The organism is Caulobacter sp. GW821-FHT12A07 (assembly GCF_058807655.1).
Genome location: NZ_JBXAQX010000010.1, coordinates 149377 through 170623, shown reverse-complemented (window position 1 = coordinate 170623; position 21247 = coordinate 149377). Strand labels below are relative to the sequence as shown.

General features: G+C 69.7%; 22 protein-coding genes. 13 read left to right on the top strand and 9 right to left on the bottom strand.

Translation table 11 applies throughout. From position 1 onward, the window contains the following. Positions 1-68: 68 nt before the first annotated feature. The 3 genes from AC1RRS_RS19440 to AC1RRS_RS19430 all read left to right on the top strand — a co-directional run bounded on the left by AC1RRS_RS19440 (position 69) and on the right by AC1RRS_RS19430 (position 1780). On the top strand, positions 69-647 hold the full coding sequence (locus tag AC1RRS_RS19440; protein ID WP_492856553.1) for a hypothetical protein: 579 nt from the start codon (positions 69-71) through the stop codon (positions 645-647). 141 nt (positions 648-788) lie between these two features. Then, complete coding sequence (locus AC1RRS_RS19435) at positions 789-1262, top strand: hypothetical protein (RefSeq protein WP_492856552.1); 474 nt, start codon at positions 789-791, stop codon at positions 1260-1262. A gap of 137 nt (positions 1263-1399) precedes the next feature. Next, entirely contained in the window at positions 1400-1780 is a 381-nt protein-coding gene (locus tag AC1RRS_RS19430; protein WP_110118484.1) for a DUF4282 domain-containing protein, read from the top strand. A gap of 186 nt (positions 1781-1966) precedes the next feature. On the opposite strand, the gene AC1RRS_RS19425 is transcribed toward AC1RRS_RS19430, so the two are convergent. From AC1RRS_RS19425 to AC1RRS_RS19410, 4 genes are all read right to left on the bottom strand, one after another. Next, positions 1967-3025 carry an endo-1,4-beta-xylanase gene (locus tag AC1RRS_RS19425; RefSeq protein ID WP_492856551.1) on the bottom strand — a complete coding sequence of 353 codons (1059 nt, stop codon included), beginning with the start codon at positions 3023-3025 and terminating at the stop codon, positions 1967-1969. A 208-nt stretch (positions 3026-3233) separates the two neighbouring features. After that, the gene (locus tag AC1RRS_RS19420; RefSeq protein ID WP_110118482.1) at positions 3234-3653 is read right to left on the bottom strand and encodes a flagellar export protein FliJ; all 420 of its coding nucleotides are present in this window, start codon (positions 3651-3653) and stop codon (positions 3234-3236) included. Positions 3654-3677: 24 nt separating this feature from the next. After that, entirely contained in the window at positions 3678-5012 is a 1335-nt protein-coding gene (fliI, locus tag AC1RRS_RS19415; protein WP_487289047.1) for a flagellar protein export ATPase FliI, read from the bottom strand. A 59-nt stretch (positions 5013-5071) separates the two neighbouring features. Then, complete coding sequence (locus tag AC1RRS_RS19410) at positions 5072-6061, bottom strand: alpha/beta hydrolase family protein (RefSeq protein WP_492856550.1); 990 nt, start codon at positions 6059-6061, stop codon at positions 5072-5074. Positions 6062-6198: 137 nt separating this feature from the next. Here AC1RRS_RS19410 and AC1RRS_RS19405 point away from each other — a divergent pair, with 137 nt between their 5' ends. From AC1RRS_RS19405 to AC1RRS_RS19395, 3 genes are all read left to right on the top strand, one after another. Continuing rightward, entirely contained in the window at positions 6199-6990 is a 792-nt protein-coding gene (locus tag AC1RRS_RS19405) for a LytTR family DNA-binding domain-containing protein (protein WP_492856548.1), read from the top strand. Between the two features lie 395 nt (positions 6991-7385). Beyond that, positions 7386-8081 carry a response regulator transcription factor CtrA gene (gene ctrA, locus AC1RRS_RS19400; protein WP_109100859.1) on the top strand — a complete coding sequence of 232 codons (696 nt, stop codon included), beginning with the start codon at positions 7386-7388 and terminating at the stop codon, positions 8079-8081. A 231-nt stretch (positions 8082-8312) separates the two neighbouring features. Then, positions 8313-9722, top strand: coding sequence for a M23 family metallopeptidase (locus tag AC1RRS_RS19395; protein ID WP_492856546.1), 1410 nt, complete (start codon positions 8313-8315; stop codon positions 9720-9722). Between the two features lie 216 nt (positions 9723-9938). On the opposite strand, the gene AC1RRS_RS19390 is transcribed toward AC1RRS_RS19395, so the two are convergent. Next, a complete protein-coding gene (locus AC1RRS_RS19390; RefSeq protein ID WP_492856544.1) occupies positions 9939-12032 on the bottom strand; it encodes a phosphocholine-specific phospholipase C in 2094 nt (697 codons plus the stop codon). Positions 12033-12256: 224 nt separating this feature from the next. Here AC1RRS_RS19390 and AC1RRS_RS19385 point away from each other — a divergent pair, with 224 nt between their 5' ends. After that, positions 12257-13135, top strand: a complete 879-nt coding sequence (locus tag AC1RRS_RS19385) for a DMT family transporter (RefSeq protein WP_492856604.1) — start codon at positions 12257-12259, stop codon at positions 13133-13135. 232 nt (positions 13136-13367) lie between these two features. Here the strand turns inward: AC1RRS_RS19385 and AC1RRS_RS19380 are convergent, their stop codons facing one another. Both AC1RRS_RS19380 and AC1RRS_RS19375 read right to left on the bottom strand, forming a co-directional pair. Then, a complete protein-coding gene (locus AC1RRS_RS19380; protein WP_492856542.1) occupies positions 13368-14465 on the bottom strand; it encodes a Zn-dependent alcohol dehydrogenase in 1098 nt (365 codons plus the stop codon). 92 nt (positions 14466-14557) lie between these two features. Continuing rightward, a complete protein-coding gene (locus AC1RRS_RS19375) occupies positions 14558-15028 on the bottom strand; it encodes a chemotaxis protein CheW (protein ID WP_110118471.1) in 471 nt (156 codons plus the stop codon). 225 nt (positions 15029-15253) lie between these two features. Here AC1RRS_RS19375 and AC1RRS_RS19370 point away from each other — a divergent pair, with 225 nt between their 5' ends. From AC1RRS_RS19370 to AC1RRS_RS19360, 3 genes are all read left to right on the top strand, one after another. Then, the gene (locus AC1RRS_RS19370) at positions 15254-15634 is read left to right on the top strand and encodes a hypothetical protein (protein WP_487289054.1); all 381 of its coding nucleotides are present in this window, start codon (positions 15254-15256) and stop codon (positions 15632-15634) included. Between the two features lie 104 nt (positions 15635-15738). Further along, entirely contained in the window at positions 15739-15924 is a 186-nt protein-coding gene (locus AC1RRS_RS19365; RefSeq protein WP_146218110.1) for a hypothetical protein, read from the top strand. 265 nt (positions 15925-16189) lie between these two features. Continuing rightward, entirely contained in the window at positions 16190-17122 is a 933-nt protein-coding gene (locus AC1RRS_RS19360; protein ID WP_492856539.1) for a nucleoside hydrolase, read from the top strand. On the opposite strand, the gene AC1RRS_RS19355 is transcribed toward AC1RRS_RS19360, so the two are convergent. After that, complete coding sequence (locus AC1RRS_RS19355; protein ID WP_492856537.1) at positions 17119-17583, bottom strand: Lrp/AsnC family transcriptional regulator; 465 nt, start codon at positions 17581-17583, stop codon at positions 17119-17121. The genes AC1RRS_RS19360 and AC1RRS_RS19355 overlap by 4 nt on opposite strands. A gap of 118 nt (positions 17584-17701) precedes the next feature. Here AC1RRS_RS19355 and AC1RRS_RS19350 point away from each other — a divergent pair, with 118 nt between their 5' ends. Beyond that, positions 17702-18313 (top strand): glutathione S-transferase family protein, encoded by a 612-nt coding sequence (locus AC1RRS_RS19350; protein WP_492856536.1) that lies wholly within the window; start codon positions 17702-17704, stop codon positions 18311-18313. Positions 18314-18442: 129 nt separating this feature from the next. Here the strand turns inward: AC1RRS_RS19350 and AC1RRS_RS19345 are convergent, their stop codons facing one another. Further along, on the bottom strand, positions 18443-19873 hold the full coding sequence (locus AC1RRS_RS19345) for a M20/M25/M40 family metallo-hydrolase (RefSeq protein WP_492856535.1): 1431 nt from the start codon (positions 19871-19873) through the stop codon (positions 18443-18445). Positions 19874-20020: 147 nt separating this feature from the next. On the opposite strand from AC1RRS_RS19345, the gene ruvC reads away from it, so the two are divergent. Together ruvC and ruvA are read left to right on the top strand one after the other, a co-directional pair. Then, on the top strand, positions 20021-20536 hold the full coding sequence (gene ruvC / locus AC1RRS_RS19340; protein WP_199228340.1) for a crossover junction endodeoxyribonuclease RuvC: 516 nt from the start codon (positions 20021-20023) through the stop codon (positions 20534-20536). After that, complete coding sequence (gene ruvA, locus AC1RRS_RS19335; RefSeq protein WP_492856534.1) at positions 20533-21153, top strand: Holliday junction branch migration protein RuvA; 621 nt, start codon at positions 20533-20535, stop codon at positions 21151-21153. Before ruvC ends, ruvA begins: the two co-directional genes overlap by 4 nt. The last annotated feature ends 94 nt before the right edge of the window (positions 21154-21247 follow it).

Below are 21247 nucleotides of genomic sequence, written 5' to 3'. Positions count from 1 at the left end.
ATCCTGGGTTTTCATGTCCGAAAATTCACGTAGCGGCGGCTTTTCGCGGCGCCTTGAGAAGGCCGCGCTTGATCGCCATTGTCGAGCTCATGCGCGCGCTCCTTCCCGCCCTTCCGATCCTGGCCCCGATCCTGGCTGTCGTCGCCTTCTCGGGGACCGCTCTCGCCCAGTCGGCCCAGCGGCCCGAGCCTACGCCGGTCTCGCCGGTGACGGTGATGCCGCCGACCCTGCCGCCGAAGGTGACCGCCACCTGGCCGGCGGCCGGCGAGGCCGTGGCCCCGGGCGTCCTGGTGCTGAAGGTCGCCTTCGACCAGAAGATGACGCCGCTGGCCTGGAACTACGCCGATGCGGCGGGCGGCGAGCGGCCCGAATGCGTCCGCGCCCCGCGCCTGCTCAACGACGGCAAGACCTTCGTGCTGCTGTGCCGCACCAAGCCCGGCAAGAGCTATGCGATCAGCTTCAACGCCGTGCGCGAGGGCGGTTTCGCCAACGAGGCCGAGAACCCGGCCCTGACCGCGCAACTGGCCTTCACCACCAATACCGCGACCTCGGTCTACACCCTCAAGACGGCGATGAAGGCGGCCGGGCTGAAGGACGACGAGGCCCCGATCCAGGAAGCGCCGCCGGTCACGCCCACCGCGCCCTGAGGCGCGGCTAAGGTTTCCATGAGGCGCGCCTTGAGGTGTGGCTAGGGTTTTCCCTAGGCGCCGATCACGCGCTGTTTCGGAACCGTTACAAACGAGCTTGCGTTGGTTGAGCGGGCAGGGGCCCTCCGACGGAGCGTAAATATGAAGACCAAGTTCGCCTATCTCGCCGCCGCCGCGACCCTTTCGATGGCCGGCGCCGCTTATGCGCAGAGCACCGCGCAGGACACCAACACCACGGCTCCGGCCGATCCGGCCGCCGCCGCGCAGCCGCCGTCCTCGACGACCAGCACCACCTCGACCACCACCACGACCACGCCTCCGGCTGACACCTCGGCCGCCGCCGCCGGCGCGGCCGGTACGCCGTCCTCGGCCACCGTCTCGGGCGACTTCAAGGTCGGCTCCGAGATCAAGGATCCCTCGGGCGCCGTGGTCGGCACGATCAGCGACACCGCGACCGGCGCCGACGGCTCGGCCAATGTCGTGGTCAGCAGCGGCGAGAAGAAGTTCGCCCTGCCCAAGGCCAGCCTGAGCGCCGGCGCCGACGGCAGCATCAGCACCACGGCCACCAAGGCCCAGATCGATGCGGCCCTGGCCGGCGCGGCCGCGCCCAAGTAACGGGGCCGAAGTAACAGCGTCCCTTCTTCCGAACACGCACGAGGCCCGCCCAGCATTGCCGAGCGGGCCTCACGCTGCTAGCGATGCAGCGTAAACTTAGGCGGTCTCCGCCAGTCCGCTGATATGAGGTGCGTCGGATGGCTCCGGCCAGGAAATCCAAGGGGCGCGGTTCGAGCGCGCTGTTCTGGGATCTGTTGACCTTCGACCGACTGGTGACGGGGCCGGTCATCCACCTGATCTACTGGGCTGGCCTGGGCGTCGTGGCCCTGTTCGCCTTTTCCGTCGTCGGCGCGGCCGTGGGCCTGGCGCTGAAGGAACGCGGCGTCGCCTCGCTGCTGCTGGCCTTCCCGGTGCTGATCGCCGGCCTGCTGGTCGCCGCCGGCATGGTGCTGCTGTGGCGCGCCTTCTGCGAGTTCTACGTCGCCGTCTTCCGCATCAGCGAAGACCTGCGCGCCCTGCGCCAGGCCAACGACGCCGACCACGCAGTGGCCACCAGCGTGCGCGGCCCGGGCGCCTGAGGTCTGGAACCGCGCCTCGCGTGAAGTCGCGAGGCCATTTCCAACCGTAAGATCCCCGCGAAGGCGGGGACCCAAGCTGATTCCAGAATCTGGCGCGGTCTAAGGGGTCTTCTCCGACGCCGCTTGGATCCCCGCCTGCGCGGGGATGCTCGGAGAAAATAGGCCTTTGTATCGGCCTGCGGGCGCTTAAGCCCTTCTGAATCCCTCCACCAGCGCCGCCGCGCCGGCCTTCGCCCGCCCTGCGTCGTCGAACGGGGCGGGGGCGTCGGAGGCGTTTTCCTTCTTCAGCCATGAGTCGCCGTCGCGCAGGCCCCACAGGGTGAAGGCGAAGCGCTGGCGCGCGGGCAGGGCCATGAAGGCCTCGGCCGCCTCGCCGTAGGTGCGGGCCTGGCGCTGTTCCAGGTCGGCGCGCGACAGGAACTTGTTCTGGGCGCGCACCAGCGAGACGTCCAATTCCGAAAGGTGGATCGGCAGGCCGAGACTCGCCAGGTCCTTCATCATGGTGGTGATCTCGCCGGGCCGGATGTCGGCGGCGACGTGCATCTGGGTCCCGATGCCGGTCAGCGGCGCGCCGGAGGCCAGCAGGCGCTCGGCCAGCTTCAGGAACGTCGCCCGCTTCCTCGGCATGTATTCGAGATTGTAGTCGTTGAGCAGCAGGACCGCGCCGGGATCGGCCTCGCGGGCGGTGCGATAGGCCAGGGCGATGTGCTCGAAGTCGCCCAGGCGTTTCGACCACAGGCTCGTGCGCCAGCCGTCGCCGTCTTCCGCCACGGCCTCGTTGACCACGTCCCAACCCACGACCTTGCCGCGATAGCGCCCGGCGACGGCCAGGATGTAGTTGCGATAGGCCTGCTCGAAGCTGACCCGGTTCTCGTCCAGCCGCTCGAAGGCCTCGGGCGCCTGGGCGTACCAGACCAGGGTGTGGCCCAGCAGGGCCATGCCGTTGGCGGCGGCGAAGGCGGCGATGCGGTCGGGGGCGTCGAAGCGGAACGAGCCGTCCGGCTGGACGATGTATTCCATCTTCATCTGCCACTCGGGCGTCAGCTGGCTGACCTGGCGGCGCAGTAGGGCCGAGAGCGCCGGGTCATCCAGATGCAGGGCCTGCACCGAGGAGCCGATCCGGAACGGCGCGACGCTCTTCAGCGGCGGCAGGTTGGCCGGAACCGGCTGGCCCTGCGCCGTCTGCCCGCAGGCGGCCAGCGCCAGGCTGGAGCCGAGCACGGCGCGGCGTGAGACGTCGGACATGGCGGCGGGCTCCCTGGCGATCGGCGCGAGGAAAGCACGGGGAGGTTTGGGAAGGGTGAAGTTCAGCGCGATCCCTCTCCCCTTGCGGGAGAGGGTGGCCTCCCGGAGGGAGGTCGGGTTAGGGGTCTCTCAGAAGGTGGCGGAGAGGCCTTTCGACCCCTCATCCGTCAGCTTCGCTGACACCTTCTCCCGCAAGGGGAGAAGGAACTTAGCGCCCGCCCATCGCCGCGCGGCGCAGGCCCAGCTCGTCCAGCGCGGCCATTTCCATCTTGCCGACCTTCTTGGCCAGGGCGGCCTTGGCGGCGTCGGCGACGTGTTCGTATTTCTTGAGGTTTTCGAAGGCCACCGACAGCGCGTCGCGGGCGCCGGTTTCCTCGATCCTGATCTGGTCGATTTCGAGCATCGCTTCGGCGCGGCGCACCTGCACGCCCTTGCGGTAGCCGATCATGTACCAGCCGGCCGACGCGTCGCCCTCGGCCCGCTTGATCTCGGCCTCGGCCTCGGCGTCCATCATCACCACCCGCATCTCGGCGGCTTCGCGACGGTCGACCACTTCCGACAAGCGCTTCTGCAGCGTCTCGACCTCGTGGTTCGAGATGCGGATCAGGGAGGCGGCCCACTTGGTCATGTCGGGTTACTCGGTACGAAGCGTCTAAGCGGCGCTTTGGAGAATCTGGCCGAGGAAGTTGAACGAATCGTCAAGACTCGTGGCTTCGTCGGGGTTCTGGCTGAGAAAAGCCTCGACCGCGGGATTGAGCTGGATGGCGCGGTCCACCGTCGGGTCGGCGCCGGCGCGGTAGGCCCCGATCTTGATCAGCTCTTCCATGTTGGAATAGGCCGACAGCACCTGGCGGGCGGATTTGACGATGTCGCGCTCGTGCGGCAGCTGGCAGCCCGGCATGGTCCGGCTGATCGATTTCAAGACATTGATGGCCGGGAAGCGGCCGCGCTCGGCGATCGAGCGTTCCATGACGATGTGGCCGTCGAGAATGCCTCGGGCGGCGTCGGCGATCGGTTCGTTGTGGTCGTCGCCGTCCACCAGCACGGTGAACAGGGCGGTTATCGGCGCGGCCGTCGTGCCGTCGGCGCGGATCGGGCCGGGGCCGGCCCGCTCGAGCAGCTTGGGCAGTTCGGTGAAGACGGTGGGCGTATAGCCCTTGGTGGTCGGCGGTTCGCCGGCGGCCAGGCCGATCTCGCGCTGGGCCATGGCGAAGCGGGTCACCGAGTCCATCAGGCAGAGGACCTCCTGATCCTGGTCGCGCAGGAATTCGGCGACGGCCAGGGTCATGTAGGCGGCCTGGCGGCGGGTCAGGGCCGGCTCGTCCGAGGTGGCGACCACGACGATGGCGCGGCGCAGGCCTTCCTCGCCGAGGGTCTCCTCGATGAACTCGCGCACCTCGCGGCCCCGTTCGCCGATCAGGCCGACGACGACGGCGTCGCAGGTGGCCTCTTTCGCCAGCATCGACAGCAGCACCGACTTGCCGACGCCCGAGCCGGCGAAGATGCCCAGACGCTGGCCGCGGCAGGTGGTGGTGAAGACGTTCATCGAGCGGACGCCCAGGTCCAGGCGCTCGCCCACCCGGCCGCGGGCGTGGGCCGGCGGCGGCGGGGTCTTCAGGGGATAGGGAACCTCGCCCTGGGGCAGGGGGCCAAGACCGTCGATCGGCTCGCCGAAGGCGTTGATGATGCGGCCGAGCCACGCCTTGGTCGGACGCACCACGGCGCCTTCCGGCATGATCTTGATCTCGGCGCCGGGGGCGACGCCCTCGACGGGGCCGAAGGGCATCAGCAGGGCGCGGGTTTCGCGGAAGCCGACGACCTCGGCCGGCAGGGTCGGCAGGTTCAGGCGCTCGATCTCGACGCGCGCGCCGACGGCCAGGCGGGTCAGCCCGCCCCGGGCCTCGATCAGCAGACCGTTCACGGCCGCGACGCGCCCGAAGATGGTCAGGGGATCAAGACGTTCGACGGCGGCGATGAGACTGCGCAAGACGGCTCCTGGAAGCGACCCGCGCAGACTCGGTCATCATGGTTAATCGCACATGAAATTCAGCGTTCTCCGACGCCCAGTTGGGTGGCGAAGAATGTCGCAACCCGGGCGTTGAAATCGGCGTGGAAAGCGGCCCGATCGAAGCCCGGAGCGCTTGCGCACAAGGGGCTGGGCAGGCGTTGGGCCGCCTGCGGACCGCAGGGGACCAGAAAGTCGAAATGTCGCGCCCCTGGAACGACGCGGTAATCGTGGGCGCGGGGCAGGGCGCGGTGCACGGCCTCGGCGTAGTCCGGATCGGGCAGGATCTCGTCGTCCCCGGCCTTCCACAGCTGAACAGGCTGGGTCACGCCCTTCAGGCCCTGGCGGCCGAAGGTGAAGCCCAGCGCCGGCGCGGCCGAGACCACGGCCCTGATGCGGGCGTCGTGGGTCCAGGTCGGCGACAGCGTGCTGGCCGGCAGCGGCTTTCCGGCGCTCAGGCGGCAGTCGTAGTTGGTGGGATGCTTGATGCAGTGTCCGGGGAAGGTCGCCGCCAGGCGCGGCTCTCCGCCGGCCGCCGCCAGCACCGTGAACCCGCCCGACGAGAAGCCGAAGGCCCCGACCTTGGCGGCGTCGATCCGCGCATGCATCGGCGAGGCGTCCAGCATGTAGCCGATGAGGACGGACAGTTGGCGCGGGCGCTCGGTCATCTCCAGGGCGCGGCTCTGGTCGCGGTAGTTGTCGCCGGTGTGAGTCAGGGCGGCGACCACGAAGCCCTTCTTCACCAGGGCGGCGGCGGTGTCGTAGTGGCCGCCGAACCAGCCGCCATTGCCGTGCGACATCACCACCAGCGGCAGGCGCTCGCCGGCTGCCGGCGCGCCCTTGGCGACGGGCAGGCTCTCCATGCCGCCGATCGGGCCGGTCTCGGGCGCGTCGGTCGGGTACCAGATGCCGACCTCGATCGGCGCGCCCTGCGGATCGGGTGCCTCGACGCGCATGAAGCCGATGTGAGGCTCGGCGGCCTGTGCTCCGCCGGCGATGGCCAGGGCTGCGAGCAGGGGGAGAAGGCGCAAGGGCGATATGCGGGGCGACATGGAAGGCTCCGGTTGGCGATGACCCTCCGATGCGGCCCCGGCCCTTGCGCCGCCACGCCTCATGCGCGAACGGGCGAACGGGTTCGCGAAGCGGCGAACGGCGCTATAGATCGGGCATGACCGGCCCGTGCCCCCTGCTCGGAACCGCCCGCGAGTGGGCGATCGACCTCTCCGTCGCCACGGCGATGGGGGCGTTCCTGGGCATGGTCGGGCCCTTCGGCAGCTACTTCAACGGCCCCTTCCTCGTGCGCGCGATCTATTGGATCGGCTGTTTCTGGGCCGGGACCCTGATCTTCGGCCTGCTGATCCGGCTGGCGGCCGTGGCCGCCGAACGGGCGAGGATCCCGGCCCCGATCCTGGTGGCCGCGGCGATCCTGGTCGGCAGCGCCTTGCAGGCGGCGGTGGTCGCGCCGGCGGCGACCGGGCTGTGGCCGTTCCTGAACAAGCTGTCGCCGCTGGACTGGTACGGCCAGTGCCTGGCCTTCTCCGGGCCGCTGGCCGTGGGCTTCACGATCCTGCGGGCCAGGCTCGCGGCCCAGCGCGCCGCCGCCGCGCCGCTGGTCGTCGACGGGCCAATTGCGCCGCCGCCGCTCGCGCCCATCCCCGCCGCGACGGTGCTCTATCTGAAGATGGAGGATCACTATGTCCGGGTGCGCACCGAGACCGGCTCGCGACTCGAGGCCGGGCCCATGGCGCGGGTGCTGGCGAATCTCTCCGGGCTCGACGGCCTGCAGGTGCATCGCTCGTGGTGGGTGGCCCGGCGGGCGGTGGTCGGTGTCGAGCGCGACGGCCGAAACCTGCGTTTGAGGCTGGCCGACGGCGAGGCCGCGCCCATCGCGCGGGCCTCGGTGGCCCGTCTGCGCGCCGCCGGCTGGCTGGCCGAGGAAGACGCCGCCGCGACCGGGTGACGCGGATCGCCCCTGGCCACGCTTGGCCGCGCACGCGCGAGGCGAAAAAACATCCCCGGAATTCTCGCGACAGAACGCCGCAATCTCGCCGCAAGTAAGAACGTGAGCTTGCACCCTGTTAACGCGGCCGTAATGCGCGAGGCCCTGTTAACCCTTGGGTTTGCTGCGATTTTAAGGGCTTGCGGCAGCGCTTGAAACGGGGCTGCGACCAATGTGCGCAACGGATTTCCGACCGCTTGCACCCGATTCGCAAATCATATTAACCATTTCGCCAGACGACGCGTTCACCATTAACCAGTCTTAAATTAACTGTCCGCCAGACTGGGGGACGGGTTTCATCGGCGGCATGCCCGCCACTGTCGAATTAAGCGCCGCCGATTGGCGGGGAGGGTTCCATGCGGGTACTGCTGATTGAGGACGACAGCGCCACCGCGCAGACGATCGAGCTGATGCTGAAGTCGGAAGGCTTCAACGTCTACACGACCGACCTGGGCGAAGAAGGCGTCGATCTGGGCAAGATCTACGACTACGACCTGATCCTGCTCGACCTGAACCTGCCGGACATGAGCGGCATCGACGTGCTGCGCACCCTGCGCGTGGCCAAGGTCAACACGCCGATCATGATCCTGTCGGGCACGGCCGAGATCGACACCAAGGTGAAGACCTTCGCCGGCGGCGCCGACGACTACATGACCAAGCCCTTCCACAAGGACGAGATGATCGCCCGCATCCATGCGGTGGTCCGTCGTTCGAAGGGTCACGCCCAGTCGGTCATCAAGACCGGTGACATCATCGTCAACCTGGACGCCAAGACGGTGGAAGTGAACGGCAACCGCGTTCACCTGACCGGCAAGGAATACCAGATGCTGGAGCTGCTCTCCCTGCGCAAGGGCACGACCCTGACCAAGGAGATGTTCCTGAACCACCTGTACGGCGGCATGGACGAGCCGGAACTGAAGATCATCGACGTCTTCATCTGCAAGCTGCGCAAGAAGCTGGCGGCCTCCGCTCAAGGCAAGCACCACATCGAAACCGTCTGGGGCCGCGGCTACGTGCTGCGCGACCCGAACGAGCAGGTCAACGCCGCCTAAATTTCGCCCGCGCGAAACCCGAGATTCGACAGAAGGCGCCCGCTGCTTGCAGCGGGCGTTTTTCTTTGTGTTTCAAGGGATTAACCATGTCCGTGACAAAACGTCCGAAGCACCGGATAGTCCTTGCCCGGAGGCGCGCGGGCCGTCATGTTCCGGCGCGACGATTGCTGGGGGGCTTCCCGGCCGTGTCGTTTTCGTACAAACGCGGCATCTGTACCGAACGGGGGACCGATGCAGGAATTTGATCCGCGACGCCCGACCATGCGTCTCGCGCCGCGGCTTTTCACCGCCGTCGCCGGCCTGGCCGCCCTGGCCCTGGGCTGGAAGCTGACGGCGGGGGACCAGCCCTCGACCGTGGTCGCCGCCCATGCGCCGCTCGATGCGGCCGCCATGGTGGCGTTGCAGCACGTCGCCTTCGCCCAGGCCGAGGCCCAGCCCGGCTTCGACCGTCCCGAGACCGTTCCCGTCAAGGTCAAGCCCGGCGAGACCCTGCAGGGCGCCGTCGAGCGCGCCGGCGTCGGCGCCGACGAGGCCCAGCAGGTGGTCAGCACGCTGCAAAGCGCCATGGATACCGTCAACATCAAGGCCGGCATGGCCTTCGAGGCCGCCATCGCCCGCCGCCGCGACAACGACCGCGGCCCGGCCCGCCTGGTCGGCCTGTCGATGCGCACCAGCCCGTCCTCGACCGTCACCGTGTCGCGCACCTTCGACGGCGCCCTGAAGCTGCGCGAGATCGAGGAAGAGGTCCGCGACGAGACCAAGGTCTCGTGTGGGGCCATGAACGGCTCGTTCTACGAGAGCGTGGCGGCCGTCGGCGGCAGCCCGGCCGTGGTCAGCCAGGCCGCCAAGCTGTTCTCGCACAAGATCGACTTCTCGCGCGACATCAAGGACGGCGACCCGTTCTGCCTGGTGTTCGACCGCAAGGTCACCGAGAGCGGCCGCACCATCGAGGCCGGCGACCTGGAATACGCCGAGGTCAAGGGCCAGCGCTTCTACGCCTTCGAGCGCGGCGGCAAGACCCAGTTCTTCGACGAGACCGGCAAGAACATCAAAGGCTTCCTGCTGCGCACCCCGGTCGACGGGGCCCGCATCACCTCGACCTTCGGCATGCGCCGCCACCCGGTGTTGGGCTACAACCGCGGCCACAAGGGCATCGACTTCGGCGCTGGCACCGGCACGCCGATCCTGGCGGCCGGCGACGGCGTGGTGCTGGAGGCTCGCCGCTGGTCGGGCTACGGCAACTGGCTGCGCATCCGCCACTCGGGCCAGTGGGACACCGGCTACGGCCACATCTCGCGCTACGCCAAGGGCATCCGCCCGGGCGTCCATGTGCAGCAGGGCCAAGTCGTGGCCTATGTCGGCTCCACGGGCCTGGCGACCGGCCCGCACCTTCACTACGAAGTCTGGCTGAACGGCCAGCGCATCAACCCGATCGGCGCCAAGGTGCCCCAGGGCACGGTGCTGTCGGGCAGCGAGCTGGCGGCCTTCAAGGCCAAGCGCGCGCGCCTGGACACCCTGCTGGCCCAGGCCGGCCGCGCCGACGGCAATTACGCCCAGGCCGTGGTCCCGACCTCCGGCAAGGACAACGGCCGCCTGGCCCTGGCCGAGCTGAAGGCCGGCGGCGACGGCCGGCTGCGCTGACAGAAACCCTCTCTCTTTGAGAGAGGGAGGGGCCCACGCCAAAGGCGTGGGAGGGTGAGAGGTAACAAACTCACCGGAAGAGGCGCGGTCGCTGGGCGCGCCCCTTCTCTTCGAAGTTTATGGGACGCCTTGGGATTTATCGGCCAAGGGTGAAACCTCTCACCCTCCCACCGCTGCGCGGCGGGGCCCTCCCTCTCTCCATGAGAGAGGGGTCCTTCAGAGCCGCGCCGCCCGGCCCATCAGCGGATCGCTGATCGAGTCCCGCCCCGTCTCCGCCCGTCCGGCCGCGCGCCGGAACCACGCCGGCGACTCGTCGCAGCGGGCCGACAGATCGTACCATTCGGAATCGGTGCGCCAGTCGCGCGTCTGGGTCTCGCCCGCCGCCAGCGTGACGCGCCAGGGCTTGGTCGGGACGATGCTGGTCGCCTCGACGGTGACCGTGCGGGGTTCGGGGCCGGCGTTGGTCAGGGTCGCCGCGACCGAGCGGCCGTGGGGCGCGGGCGTGATCCGCAGCGCCAGCCCGTCGGCCGGATCGCCGGCGAAGCCGCGATGGAAGCCGTTCGGCCCCAGCAGCCACAGGTCGTAGGGGCCCGCCGGCCAGGCGTCCTCCAGCCGTCCGCCGGCGCCCAGGGTGTAGCGGCGCGGGGGCTGGTCCAGGCGCAGGCGGTCATAGACGTGCAGCACGGCCCCGGCCGCGCCGGGATTGCTCAACACCAGGCCGGCGGCGCCGTCGCGGATCGCGATCTCGACCTCCAGCCGGTAGGGCAGGGCGCGGGAGGGCCGGAAGCCCGGCTCCTGGATCGGCGCCAAGGGCGTCGTCGGCGTCGGCGGGGTGGTCGTCTTCTTCAGGGTGGCGGCCAGCCGGGCCGTCCGCGCCGTCTCCGGCAGCGGCGCCTGCGGTCGCGTGTTGGGTGTCTTGAAGTCGAAGCACGAGGTCAGGTCGCCGCACACCGCCCGCCGCCAGGGCGAGATGTTGGGCTCGGCCACGCCGAACCGCGCCTCCAGGAAGCGGATCACCGAGCCGTGGTCGAAGACCTGGCTGTTGACGAAGCCGCCCCGGCTCCACGGCGAGATCACGTACATCGGCACGCGCGGCCCAAGACCGTAGGGCCGGCCCATCAGGTGGTCGCGCTCGGCCTTGGCCTCGGTCGGGTTGCGCACCAGGTGGTATTCGCCGGCCGTGTCGACCGTCGAGCCGCCCAGCAGGGCGCCGTTCGCGGTCCTGGACGGCGGGGCCGGCGGCGGCATGTGGTCGAAGAAGCCGTCGTTCTCGTCGAACATCACCAGCAGCACCGTCCTGGCCCAGGCCTCCGGGTCGATGGTCAGGGTGTCGATCACCCGGGCGAGGTAGTGCGCGCCCTGGGCCGGGCTGGACGGCCCGGGATGCTCGGAATCGGCGGCCGGGGCGATGATCCACGACACCGAGGGCAGCTGGCGGGCCAGGACGTCCTTGCGCAGGCCGTCGAGATGCCAGGTGGTCAGGGCCAGGTCCTTCAGCCGCGTGTCCGAACCCGGCGCGCCGGCGCGGGCGTCGCGATAGGCCTTGAACCCGGCCAGCGGGTTGTCGGTGAAGTTGTCGGCCATGTCCTGGTAGATGCGCCAGCTGACCCCCGCCTCGAGCAGGCGCTCGGGATAGGTGGTCCAGCCGTAGGATTCAGCCGCCCCGCCCTTGTCGGCGAAGTCGTCGTGCGAGTTGGAGATCGACGGGCCGCCGGCCTTGCCCAGGCCGTCGTTGGTTCCGGTCCACAGGAACAGGCGGTTGGTGTTGGTCCCCGTCTGGGTCGAGCAGTGATAGGCGTCGCAAAGGGTGAAGGCGCCGGCCAGCGCATGCTGGAAGGGGATGTCGGCCCGCGTGTAGAAGCCCATGGAATGGGGATGCTTGGCGACCGGCCAGCGGTCCATGCGGCCCTCGTCCCAGGCGTCCTGGGCGTCGGCCCAGCTGTGCGGCGTGCCCTCGACGCGCATGTGGGCGAAGGTCTGGGTGGTGTTCAGCGCGAAGGGCGCGATGACGTCCGGGCCGCCGCCTTGGCCATAGGCCTGCAGGAAGACCGAGCCGTCCTTGCGGCCCTTGGCGTCGCGCACCGGAACCGGGAAGCGGTCGCCAAAGCCCCGCACCCCACCCATCGTTCCGAAATAGTGATCGAAGCTGCGGTTCTCCTGCATCAGGATCACCACGTGCTGGACATCCTCGATCGTGCCCTTGCGGACGTCGGCGTCGATGGCGGCGGCGCGGGCAAGCGACGAGGCCAGGGCCGCGGGCAGGGCGGCGGCGGCCCCCATCAGCAGGCCGCGACGATCGATGACGGACAAGGCGGCTCTCCCGTTGGCGGAACACCGCCGATAGCACGCGCCGCTTGGCGGTCTCGTGACAACCAGCGAGCGGTTGAAGCCGGGGGATGAGAAGCCTAGAAGCGCGCCACAGCATCCGATCGCCGTCCCGCTTCCCGTGGGGCGGCGATGCTTTTTTCGACAAGGCCCGTTCCGTGACGTCCCCCCGCACCGACCTTTACCGCGACAAGCGTTTCGTCATCGGCATGGCGGTGCTGTGCTGCCTGCTGTGGGGCAGCGCCTTTCCGGCGGTGAAGGCCGGCTACGCCCTGCTGCACGTGGCCAAGACCGACACGGCGACCCAGATGCTGTTCGCCGGCTGGCGGTTCGTGGCGGCGGGATCGATCCTGTTGGTGCTGGCGGCCCTGTCGCGCAAGGCGCTGATCCCGCCGCGCGACCAGATCGCCAAAGTCGCCATGCTCGGCGTCGGCCAGACCACCCTGCAGTACGTGTTCTTCTATATCGGCCTGGCCCACGCGACCGGCGTGAAGTCGTCGATCATGAACTCGACCGGCGCCTTCTTCGGCGTGATCCTGGCCCACTTCCTGTTCCGCAACGACCGCCTGACCCCGCGCAAGGCCCTGGGCTGCCTGCTCGGCTTCATGGGCGTGCTGGCGGTGAACCTGGGCGGAAAGGGCTTCGACTTCGAGTTCACCCTGCTGGGCGAGGGCTTCGTGGTCATCGCCGCCTTCGTGCTGGCCGCCGCCTCGATCTGGGGCAAGTCGATCTCGCAGAAGATGGACGCCATGGTCATGACCGGCTGGCAGCTGGGCGTCGGCGGGGCGGTGCTGCTGGTCATCGGTTTCGTGTTCGGCGGCCGGCTGGAGGGCTTCGACATCCGCTCGCTGGCTCTGCTGGCCTACATGGCCGGCCTGTCGGCGGCCGCCTTCGCCCTGTGGAGCCTGCTGCTCAAGCACAACCCGGTGGGCATGCTGGCGGTGTTCAACTTCCTGATCCCGGTGTTCGGGGTGCTGCTGTCGGCGCTGTTCCTGCACGAGCCTGTGCTGGCCTGGAAGAACGCCGCCGCCCTGGCCCTGGTCTGCGCCGGCATCTGGCTGGTGACGCGCAAGGGGCGGCGGGCTTGAAAAACCCTCTCTCTTAGAGAGAGGGAGGGGCCCGCCGCGAAGCGGTGGGAGGGTGAGAGGTTTCACCGCTGGCCGGGAAACCTCGAAACCCCTATGCCCTAACGCCTCAAGCTGACCCTGCGGACTGAGAGTCCCGATCGTCGCGCTTCAATCGGACAGGGTGAAACCTCTCACCCTCCCATGGCTCCGCCATGGGCCCCTCCCTCTCTCTCAGAGAGAGGGTTTGCCATGATCAATCGAACACGATCACCGATCGCGCCAGCTCGCCGCGCTTGAGCTCCTCGAAGGCGTCGTTGACGTCTTCCAGCTTGATCCGGCGGGCGATCAGTTCGTCCAGCTTCAGCTTGCCGTTCATGTAGAAGTCGACGAAGCGCGGCATGTCGACCGGGAAGCGGTTGGAGCCCATGTAGCTGCCCTGGATCTTCTTCTCGCCGAGGAAGTCGGGGCCGTGCAGCTCGATCATGGTGCCGACCGGGATCATGCCGATGATGTTGGCCGTGCCCCCCCGGCGCAGCATCCTGAACGACTGCTCGGCGGTGACCTTCAGGCCGATGGCCTCGAAGCTGTGGTGCACGCCGCCGCCGGTCAGCTCCTGCACCTGCTTGACCACGTCGCCGTCGTTGGCGTCGATCACGTCGGTCGCCCCAAAAGTGCGGGCCAGGGCCAGCTTCGAGGGCTGGCGGTCGATGGCGATGATGCGGCCGGCGCCGGCGATGGCCGCGCCGTTGATCGTCGCCAGGCCCACCCCGCCGCAGCCGATCACGGCCACGGTCTCGCCCGGCTGGACCTTGGACGTGTGGATCACCGCCCCGATGCCGGTTGTCACCGAGCAGCCGATCAGGGCGGCGCGGTCGAACGGCATGTCCTTGCGGATGGCGACGCACGCATGCTCGTGCACCAGCATCAGCTCGGCGAAGGACGACAGGTTGAGGAACTGGGCCATCGGGCCGCGGCCCCCGTTCAGGTCTTCCTTGAAGAGGCGCGGCTCGCCGCCCTTGGGCCGCTTGGTCTCCGAGCTGGTGCACAGGCTCATGTGGCCGGTGAGGCAGACCTCGCAGTGGCCGCAATAGACCGACAGGCAGGTGATGACGTGGTCGCCGACCTTGACCGTGCGCACCTCGTCGCCGACCGCCTCGACGATCCCGGCGCTCTCGTGGCCCAGCACGGCGGGCAGGGGATGGGGGTAGGAGCCTTCGACGAAGTGCAGGTCGGAGTGGCAGACGCCCGCAGCCTTGGTGCGGATCAGCACCTCGCGCGGGCCCGGCTTGCCGATGGCCACGTCCTCGATGACGAGGGGCTTGCCCACCTCGCGCAGCACCGCCGCCTTCATCCGCTCGTCTCCCGCCTTATGGTTGCGGAGACCCTAGCCCCGGCGGAGGGGCGAGCGGAAGAGGCTATCGAAACATTTGTTTGAAGTGTCGCCTACGCCGCGATGGCGATCGGGCGCTCGGGCAGGATGGCGTCGACGGTCAGCAGCACCACCATGGTGGTGTCGGTGGTGATCACGGCCGAAACCAGGGCCGAGGCCTCGTCGCCGACCGACGGCGGCGGGCTGATCTGGCTGGCTTCGACGATGAAGCTGTCGCACACCGCGTCGACCAGCAGGCCGGCGACGTCGCGGCCGTTCTCGACGACGATGATCACCTGGCGCGGGCCGTCCTGGGCCGGACCCTTGCCGAGGCGGGCCGACAGGTCGATGACCGGCATCACCTGGCCGCGCAGGTTGATGACGCCGCGCACGTGCGGCGGGGCGTCGGGCAGCGGGGTGGGGGGCGTGACGCCGCGGATCTCGCGAACCGTGCCGACCGGCACGCAGTAGGTCTGGGCGCCCACTTCGAACGACAGAACCTGCAGGGCTTCGCCGGGGGTGTAGGCCGTGTTGTTGTTCGACATCGCTTTCGTCCGCCTTCGTCGCGTCGACGGCCTTCTGGCCGCGTTCGGAAGCCATGATCGCGCGGAAAGGTGAACAAAAAAGGCGTTCCGGCGCGGCTGGCCGCAGGACGGGCCTGCGACGAAATGGCCCACCTCGTGCGGCTGCGTCTGTCTGACAGCCGCGTTCAGGTGAGGTTCAGGCGCGCGGGCCCAGGCTTGGGACAAGCTTTTTCGAAGGAGGCCAACATGGCTTTCAAGCCGCTCAAGACCGTCGGAGGCGTGGCAGCCGGCCTCGCCGCCCTGACCATGATCGCCGCCAGCACCCAGGCCTCGGCCGACGACTGGCGCCGCCACCGCAACCACGGCCGCGACAGCGGCGACGTGGCCGCCGCCGCCGTGATCGGCGGCATCGTCGGCCTGGCGATCGGCTCGTCGATCAACAACGACCGCCCGCGCTATCGCCGCCCGGCCTACGGCTATGGCTACGATTATCCGCCGCCCCCGCCGCCGCGCTACTACGGCTACGGCTATGACGACGGCCCGCGCTACCGTCGCGACGACTGCTGGACCACCCGCGAATACGATCGTCGCAGCGGTTCGGTCTACGAACGCACCGTCTGCCGTTAAGGCCAGATGCACAGCCCCGGCGCCGTCCCTTCGGCGCCGGGGCTTGCCATTGAGAACAAAAAATGAACATTGTGGCCGTCCCCGCTGTCCAGGAGGCCTCCGCCATGTCCGCCGCCGTCACCATTCCCGACCGCCAGGAAGTGGCCTTGAGCGTGCTGCTCGGCGCCTGGCGCACCCTGCGCGCCGCCGGCTTCGAGGAGGCCGAGGTCCAGGCCCTGTTCGACCAGATCGCCGACCGCCCCCAGGACGTCGCCCGCCGCCTGCGCGCGATGGTCAACGGGCTGGGCTAGGTTTTCCGCGCGACGCGCATCCGGCCCGCGATCGCCTTCGTAACTATGCGCATGGCGACGGTCTGTCCTCCGGATCGTCCAGCCGCGCGCCCGCCGGATCCGTCCCCCGCCAGGAGGCGGGCGAGCCGGGGTTCCTTCCGCCTCTCCCCCCCGTTGGAGGCGGAAGGGCCTTGGGTGACGGCGGCGGTGGAAGTCCTGCCGCGAAAGTGCCGAACGGCGCTCGCCGACGCCTTCCCGCGTCACGTGCATGCGCTATGATCCCGGCATGGCGCTTCGTCTGCACATCGACACCGACTGCGGCGTGGACGACGCCCTGGCCCTGGCGCTGCTGGCGCGGGCCCGTGATGTCGTCGAGGTGGGCACGGTCTCTGCCGTCTTCGGCAACACCTATGTCGACCAGGCCGCCGCCAATGCGCGCGGGGTGCTGCGCCTCGCGGGCTGTCCGGCCGAGGTCTATATCGGCGCCGGCGCGGGCCTGGCCCGGCGGCGGGTCGAGCGGATGCGGCCGGCCCACGGCCCCGACGGCCTGAACGGCGCCGGCTTCTCCCAGCGCTGGAAACTGCCCGAGCTGGATCGCGGCCACGGGGTCAGCCTGCTGGCCTTCCTGGCGCGCCGGCGGGTGAAGGGCCTGTTCCTGGGGCCGCTGACCAACCTGGCCCTGGGCCTGCTGGACGATCCGGCCGCCTTCCGGAACTGGTCGCCGACGATCATGGCCGGGGCCTTTTCCGTGCAGGGCAAGGCCGCCGGCGGCGCCGACTTCAACAGCTGGAGCGATCCGGAGGCCCTGGCCCGGATCCTGGAGGCCGGCGTCAAGCCGCGCCTGGTGCCGCTGGACGTCACCAGCCTGGTGACGATCACCGCCGCCGAACTCGACAGCGGCGCGCGCTGCTGCGGCAGTCCTCTTTCGGCGCGCCTGACCCGCGCGGCCGGCCCCTACATCGCCTTCCACCAGAAGGCCTGGGGCGCGGAAGGCTGCCACCCCCACGACGCCGTCGCCGCCGCCAGCCTGGTCGCCCCCGAAGCCTTCGCCTTCGAACCCGCCCGCCTGCGCGTGGTGCTCGACGGCGACCGCCAGGGCCGCATCGAACGCGTCGACGGCGAACCCAACGCCGAGGTCTGCGTCTCGGTGGACGCCCCGGCCGTGCGGGCCCTGATCCTCAAGGCCCTGTTCGGCTGGGTGGAGATGGCGGGGGCCTAGGGCCTGGCGCTGGCGATCAGCGCCCTGTCCAGAGGTCGCGGCGGTTCGCTCTTCAGCACCACCGAAGTGGTCACCGGCCCGAAGCGGCCGATGGAATCGACGATCACGGCCAGGTCGCCCGGCGCGGCGACCAGCGCCTTGAGCACGAAGCAGTCGTCGCCGGTGACGCGGTGGACCTCGACGATCTGCGGCAGGCGCGCGAACTGCTCGAGGCAGGCGCGGATGTGCTCGTGCGTAGTCTTCAGCCGGATGAAGGCGCTCATCACCAGGCCCAGGGCCTGCGGGTCGATGCGCGCGCCGTAGCCGGTGATGACGCCGCGCTCCTCCAGCCGCCGGACCCGTTCGGACATGGCCGGCTGCGACAGGCCGATCCGGCGGCCGAGGTCGGACAGCGAGGCCCTGCCGTCGGCCTGCAGGGCCTCAAGGATGGCCAGGTCCTTGGCGTCCAGCGCTGCGCTCATCGGGAAATCGCTCCATCGCCTTGAAGTCATCGGCAGGATCGCGCTTTGGCCGATGACTTGCCATGCCTTTTCGGACCTGTCGGCGGCAATCTGCGCTGATCGCCTTGGAGACCGCCGGATGCGCCTGATCGGAATGCTGGATTCGCCCTATGTGCGGCGGACAGCCGTGTCGCTGGAGCTGCTGGGCCTGCCCTATGCGCACGCCTCGGTGTCGGTGTTCCGCGACTACGACGCCTTCGCGGCGGTCAATCCGGTGGTCAAGGCGCCGACCCTGGTCACGGACGAGGGGGCGGTGCTGATGGACTCCACCCTGATCCTGCAGCATCTGGAGCGCCTGGCGCCGGTGGAGCGGAGCCTGGAGGCGCGAGGCCTGGCCGAGCAGGTCCGGTCGCTGCGCATCGTCGGCCTGGCGCTGGCCGCCTGCGAGAAGACCGTGCAGCTGGTCTACGAGTTCAATCTGCGTCCGGCCGACAAGCAGCACGCGCCGTGGATCGACCGGGTGCGCGGGCAACTGGCCCACGCCTGGCGCCTGCTGGAGGCCGAGATGCTCGTGGATGGCTGGCTGCTGGGCGCGCGGCCGATGCAGGCCGACGTCACCGCCGCCGTGGCCTGGAGCTTCGCGCGCGACCTCCTGCCCGACGCCGCCGATCCGCTCGCCTGCCCGAAACTGGCGGCGCTGTCGGCGCGGGCCGAGGGGATCGAGGCCTTCAAGGCCGCGCCGATGCGTTAAGGGGGCCAAGCCTCCCCCGTAGAATCCCCGCGAAAGCGGGGACCCAGGCTTTTTCTGAAACGCGTGGCGCTCGACGATAAAACACCTGGGCCCCCGCTTTCGCGGGGGTTTTACGGATGTGGGAAGGGCCTACTTCCCGCCCGCGTAGTCCTTGACCAGCGCGTAGAGGAAGTCCCGGCCGTCATAGAGCGACTTCACGCGCATGCGCTCGTTCAGGCCATGCACGCCGTCGCCGTCCGAGTTTCCGAACAGGCCGCTGACGCCGTAGGTCGGGATGCCGGCGGCGTTGGTGTGCACGCCGTCGGTGGCGCCGGTCAGCAGGATCGGCACGATCGGCACGCCGGGCCACAGCTTGGCGGCTTCCTTCTGGATCGGGCCCATGATGGCCGGGGTCAGGGCCGGGGGCGGCGAGGCGGGCTTGGCCTCGTGGGCCAGGGTGACGGCGACGGCCGGATCGGCGGCCAGTTCGGTCAGCTTGGCCTTCACCTCGTCGACCGGCGTGCCGGGCAGGATGCGGCAGTTGACGTTGGCCGTGGCCCGCTGGGGCAGGGCGTTGGGCGCGTGGCCGGCGCTGACCATGGTGGCGACGCACGTGGTGCGCAGCATCGAGTTCCAGCCGGCGTCCTTGGTGATCACCTTCAGGGCCTCGGGATCGGCGACGTCGGCCACCAGGGCCTTCATCGCCGCGGCCTGCTCGGCCGGGACGCGCCCCTGCATCTGGGTGAAGTAGCCGCGCGTGGCGTCGTTGAAGCGGGTCGGGAACTGATAGGCGCCGATGCGGTCGAGCGCCGCCGACAGCTGGTAGATGGCGTTGGCCGGGCCGGGCCGGCTGGAGTGACCGCCGGGGTTGGTCACGGTCAGGGTGAAGTCCTGATAGACCTTCTCGCCGGCCTGGACCTCGAGCACCACGGCCTTGCCGGTCTCGTCCAGCATGCCGTCGGCGCCCTCGTTCAGTGCGAACTCGGCGTCGACGAGGGGGCGGTGGTTCTTCACCAGGTCCTCGATGCCGTTATAGCCCTCGCTCTCCTCGCCGCAGGTCAGGGCCATCTTGATGTCGCGCCTGGGCTTGAAGCCGCTCTGCTTGAGGCGGACCAGGGTGTCGGCCCAGATGGCGGCCTGGGCCTTGTCGTCCGACGTGCCGCGTCCGTAGAAGTAGCCATTCTCCTCGACCAGGGTGAACGGATCGCGCGTCCAGTCCTCGCGCTTGGCCTCGACCACGTCGATGTGGGCCAGCAGCAGGATCGGCTTGGACTTGGGATCGGTTCCGCGCAGCACCGCCACCAGGCTGCCCTCGCGCGGATGCTTGGGCTCGACCACCACCTGCACGTCGGCGTCGGCGTAGCCGGCCGCCTTCAGGCGCGCGCCCATCGCCTCGGCGGCCGCCGTGCAGCTGCCCTTGGAGAGGGTGGTGTCGATCTCGACCAGCTCCTTGTAGAGCGCCCGGAAGGCGCTCTGGTCGGGGCGCGGCGTGACCTGCGGGCCCGGCGTCGGCTGGGCGTTGGCCAGGACGGGAAGGGCGGCGAGGGCCGCGGTGGTGGCGAAAAGGGCCTTCAGGCGCATGGTCCGACCTTCAAGTGTCGTAAAACGTGGCCGGAACAGGAGCGGGCTTCGCGTCCGCGCGCAAGCCACATGCGCGAAAACCGGGGCCTGGCGTTAACCCGTGCTTAAGGATGACGCGGCTTTTCCTGGCGACAGGAACCGGCGACACTGCGAGAACACATGATGAACGCGAATCGCCCCTTGCGCATCCTCGGCCTCGATCCGGGCCTCCGCCGAACCGGCTGGGGCGTGATCGGCGTGGCCGGCTCGCGCATCACCCACATCGCCCATGGCGTCATCGTTCCCGACGAGAAGGCCGCCTTCTCCGACCGGCTGCTGACCCTGTTCGAGGGCGTCTGCGCGGTGATCGATCAGCACGCCCCCGACGAGGCGGCGGTGGAAGAGACCTTCGTCAACACCAACGCCCAGTCGACGCTGAAGCTGGGCCACGCCCGCGCCGCCTCGATGATCGCTCCCGCCCGCGCCGGGCTGCTGGTCGCCGAATATTCCGCGCCCGTGGTCAAGAAGGCGGTGGTGGGCACCGGCGCGGCCGACAAGGCCCAGGTCGCCTTCATGATCGCCCGTCTGCTGCCGACCGCCGGCTCGCCGACGGCCGACGCCGCCGACGCGCTCGCCGTCGCCATCGCCCACGCCCACGCCCGCACGGCGAGGAGAGTCGCATGATCGGACGCCTGCGCGGCGCCGTCGCCGAGGTCGGCGAGGAAGAGGCCCTGATCGACGTCATGGGCGTCGGCTATCTCGTCCGCTGCGGCCAGCGCGCCCTCCAGCGCCTGCCCGCCCTGGGCGAGGAGACGCTGCTCCACATCGAGAGCCAGTGGAGCGAAAGCCAGGGCCTGCGGCTCTACGGCTTCCTCACCCGCGACGACCGCCGCGCCTTCGTGCTGCTGCAGGCGATCCAGGGCGTGGGGCCCAAGGCCGCCATGGCCGTGCTCGACGTGCTGTCGCCGGCCGAACTGGCCTCGGCGGTCGCCCGTGAAGACAAGGCCGCCGTCGGCCGCGCCAACGGCGTGGGTCCCAAGCTCGCCCTGCGCATCGTCACCGAGCTGAAGGGCAAGCCGATCACCGACGGGCCGGTGTTGGTGGCCGCGCCGTCGACCGCCGCCGCGCCGTCGGCCCCCGCCAAGCCCGCCGCCACCGGCGACGCCGTCGCCGCCCTGATGGGTCTGGGCGTCGCCGAGGTGAACGCCCGCCGCGTGGTCGAGGCCGCCGCGGCGAAGCTGGGCGAAGAGGCGTCCGTGCAGGCGCTGATCAAGGCGGGCTTGCAGGAGCTGGGGCGATGAGCGCCTGCGCTACCCCCTCCGGCCCTCCGGGCCACCTCCCCCAGAGGGGGAGGATCTCGTTTGGCGCCGCCGCCAAGATGCTCCCCCTCTGGGG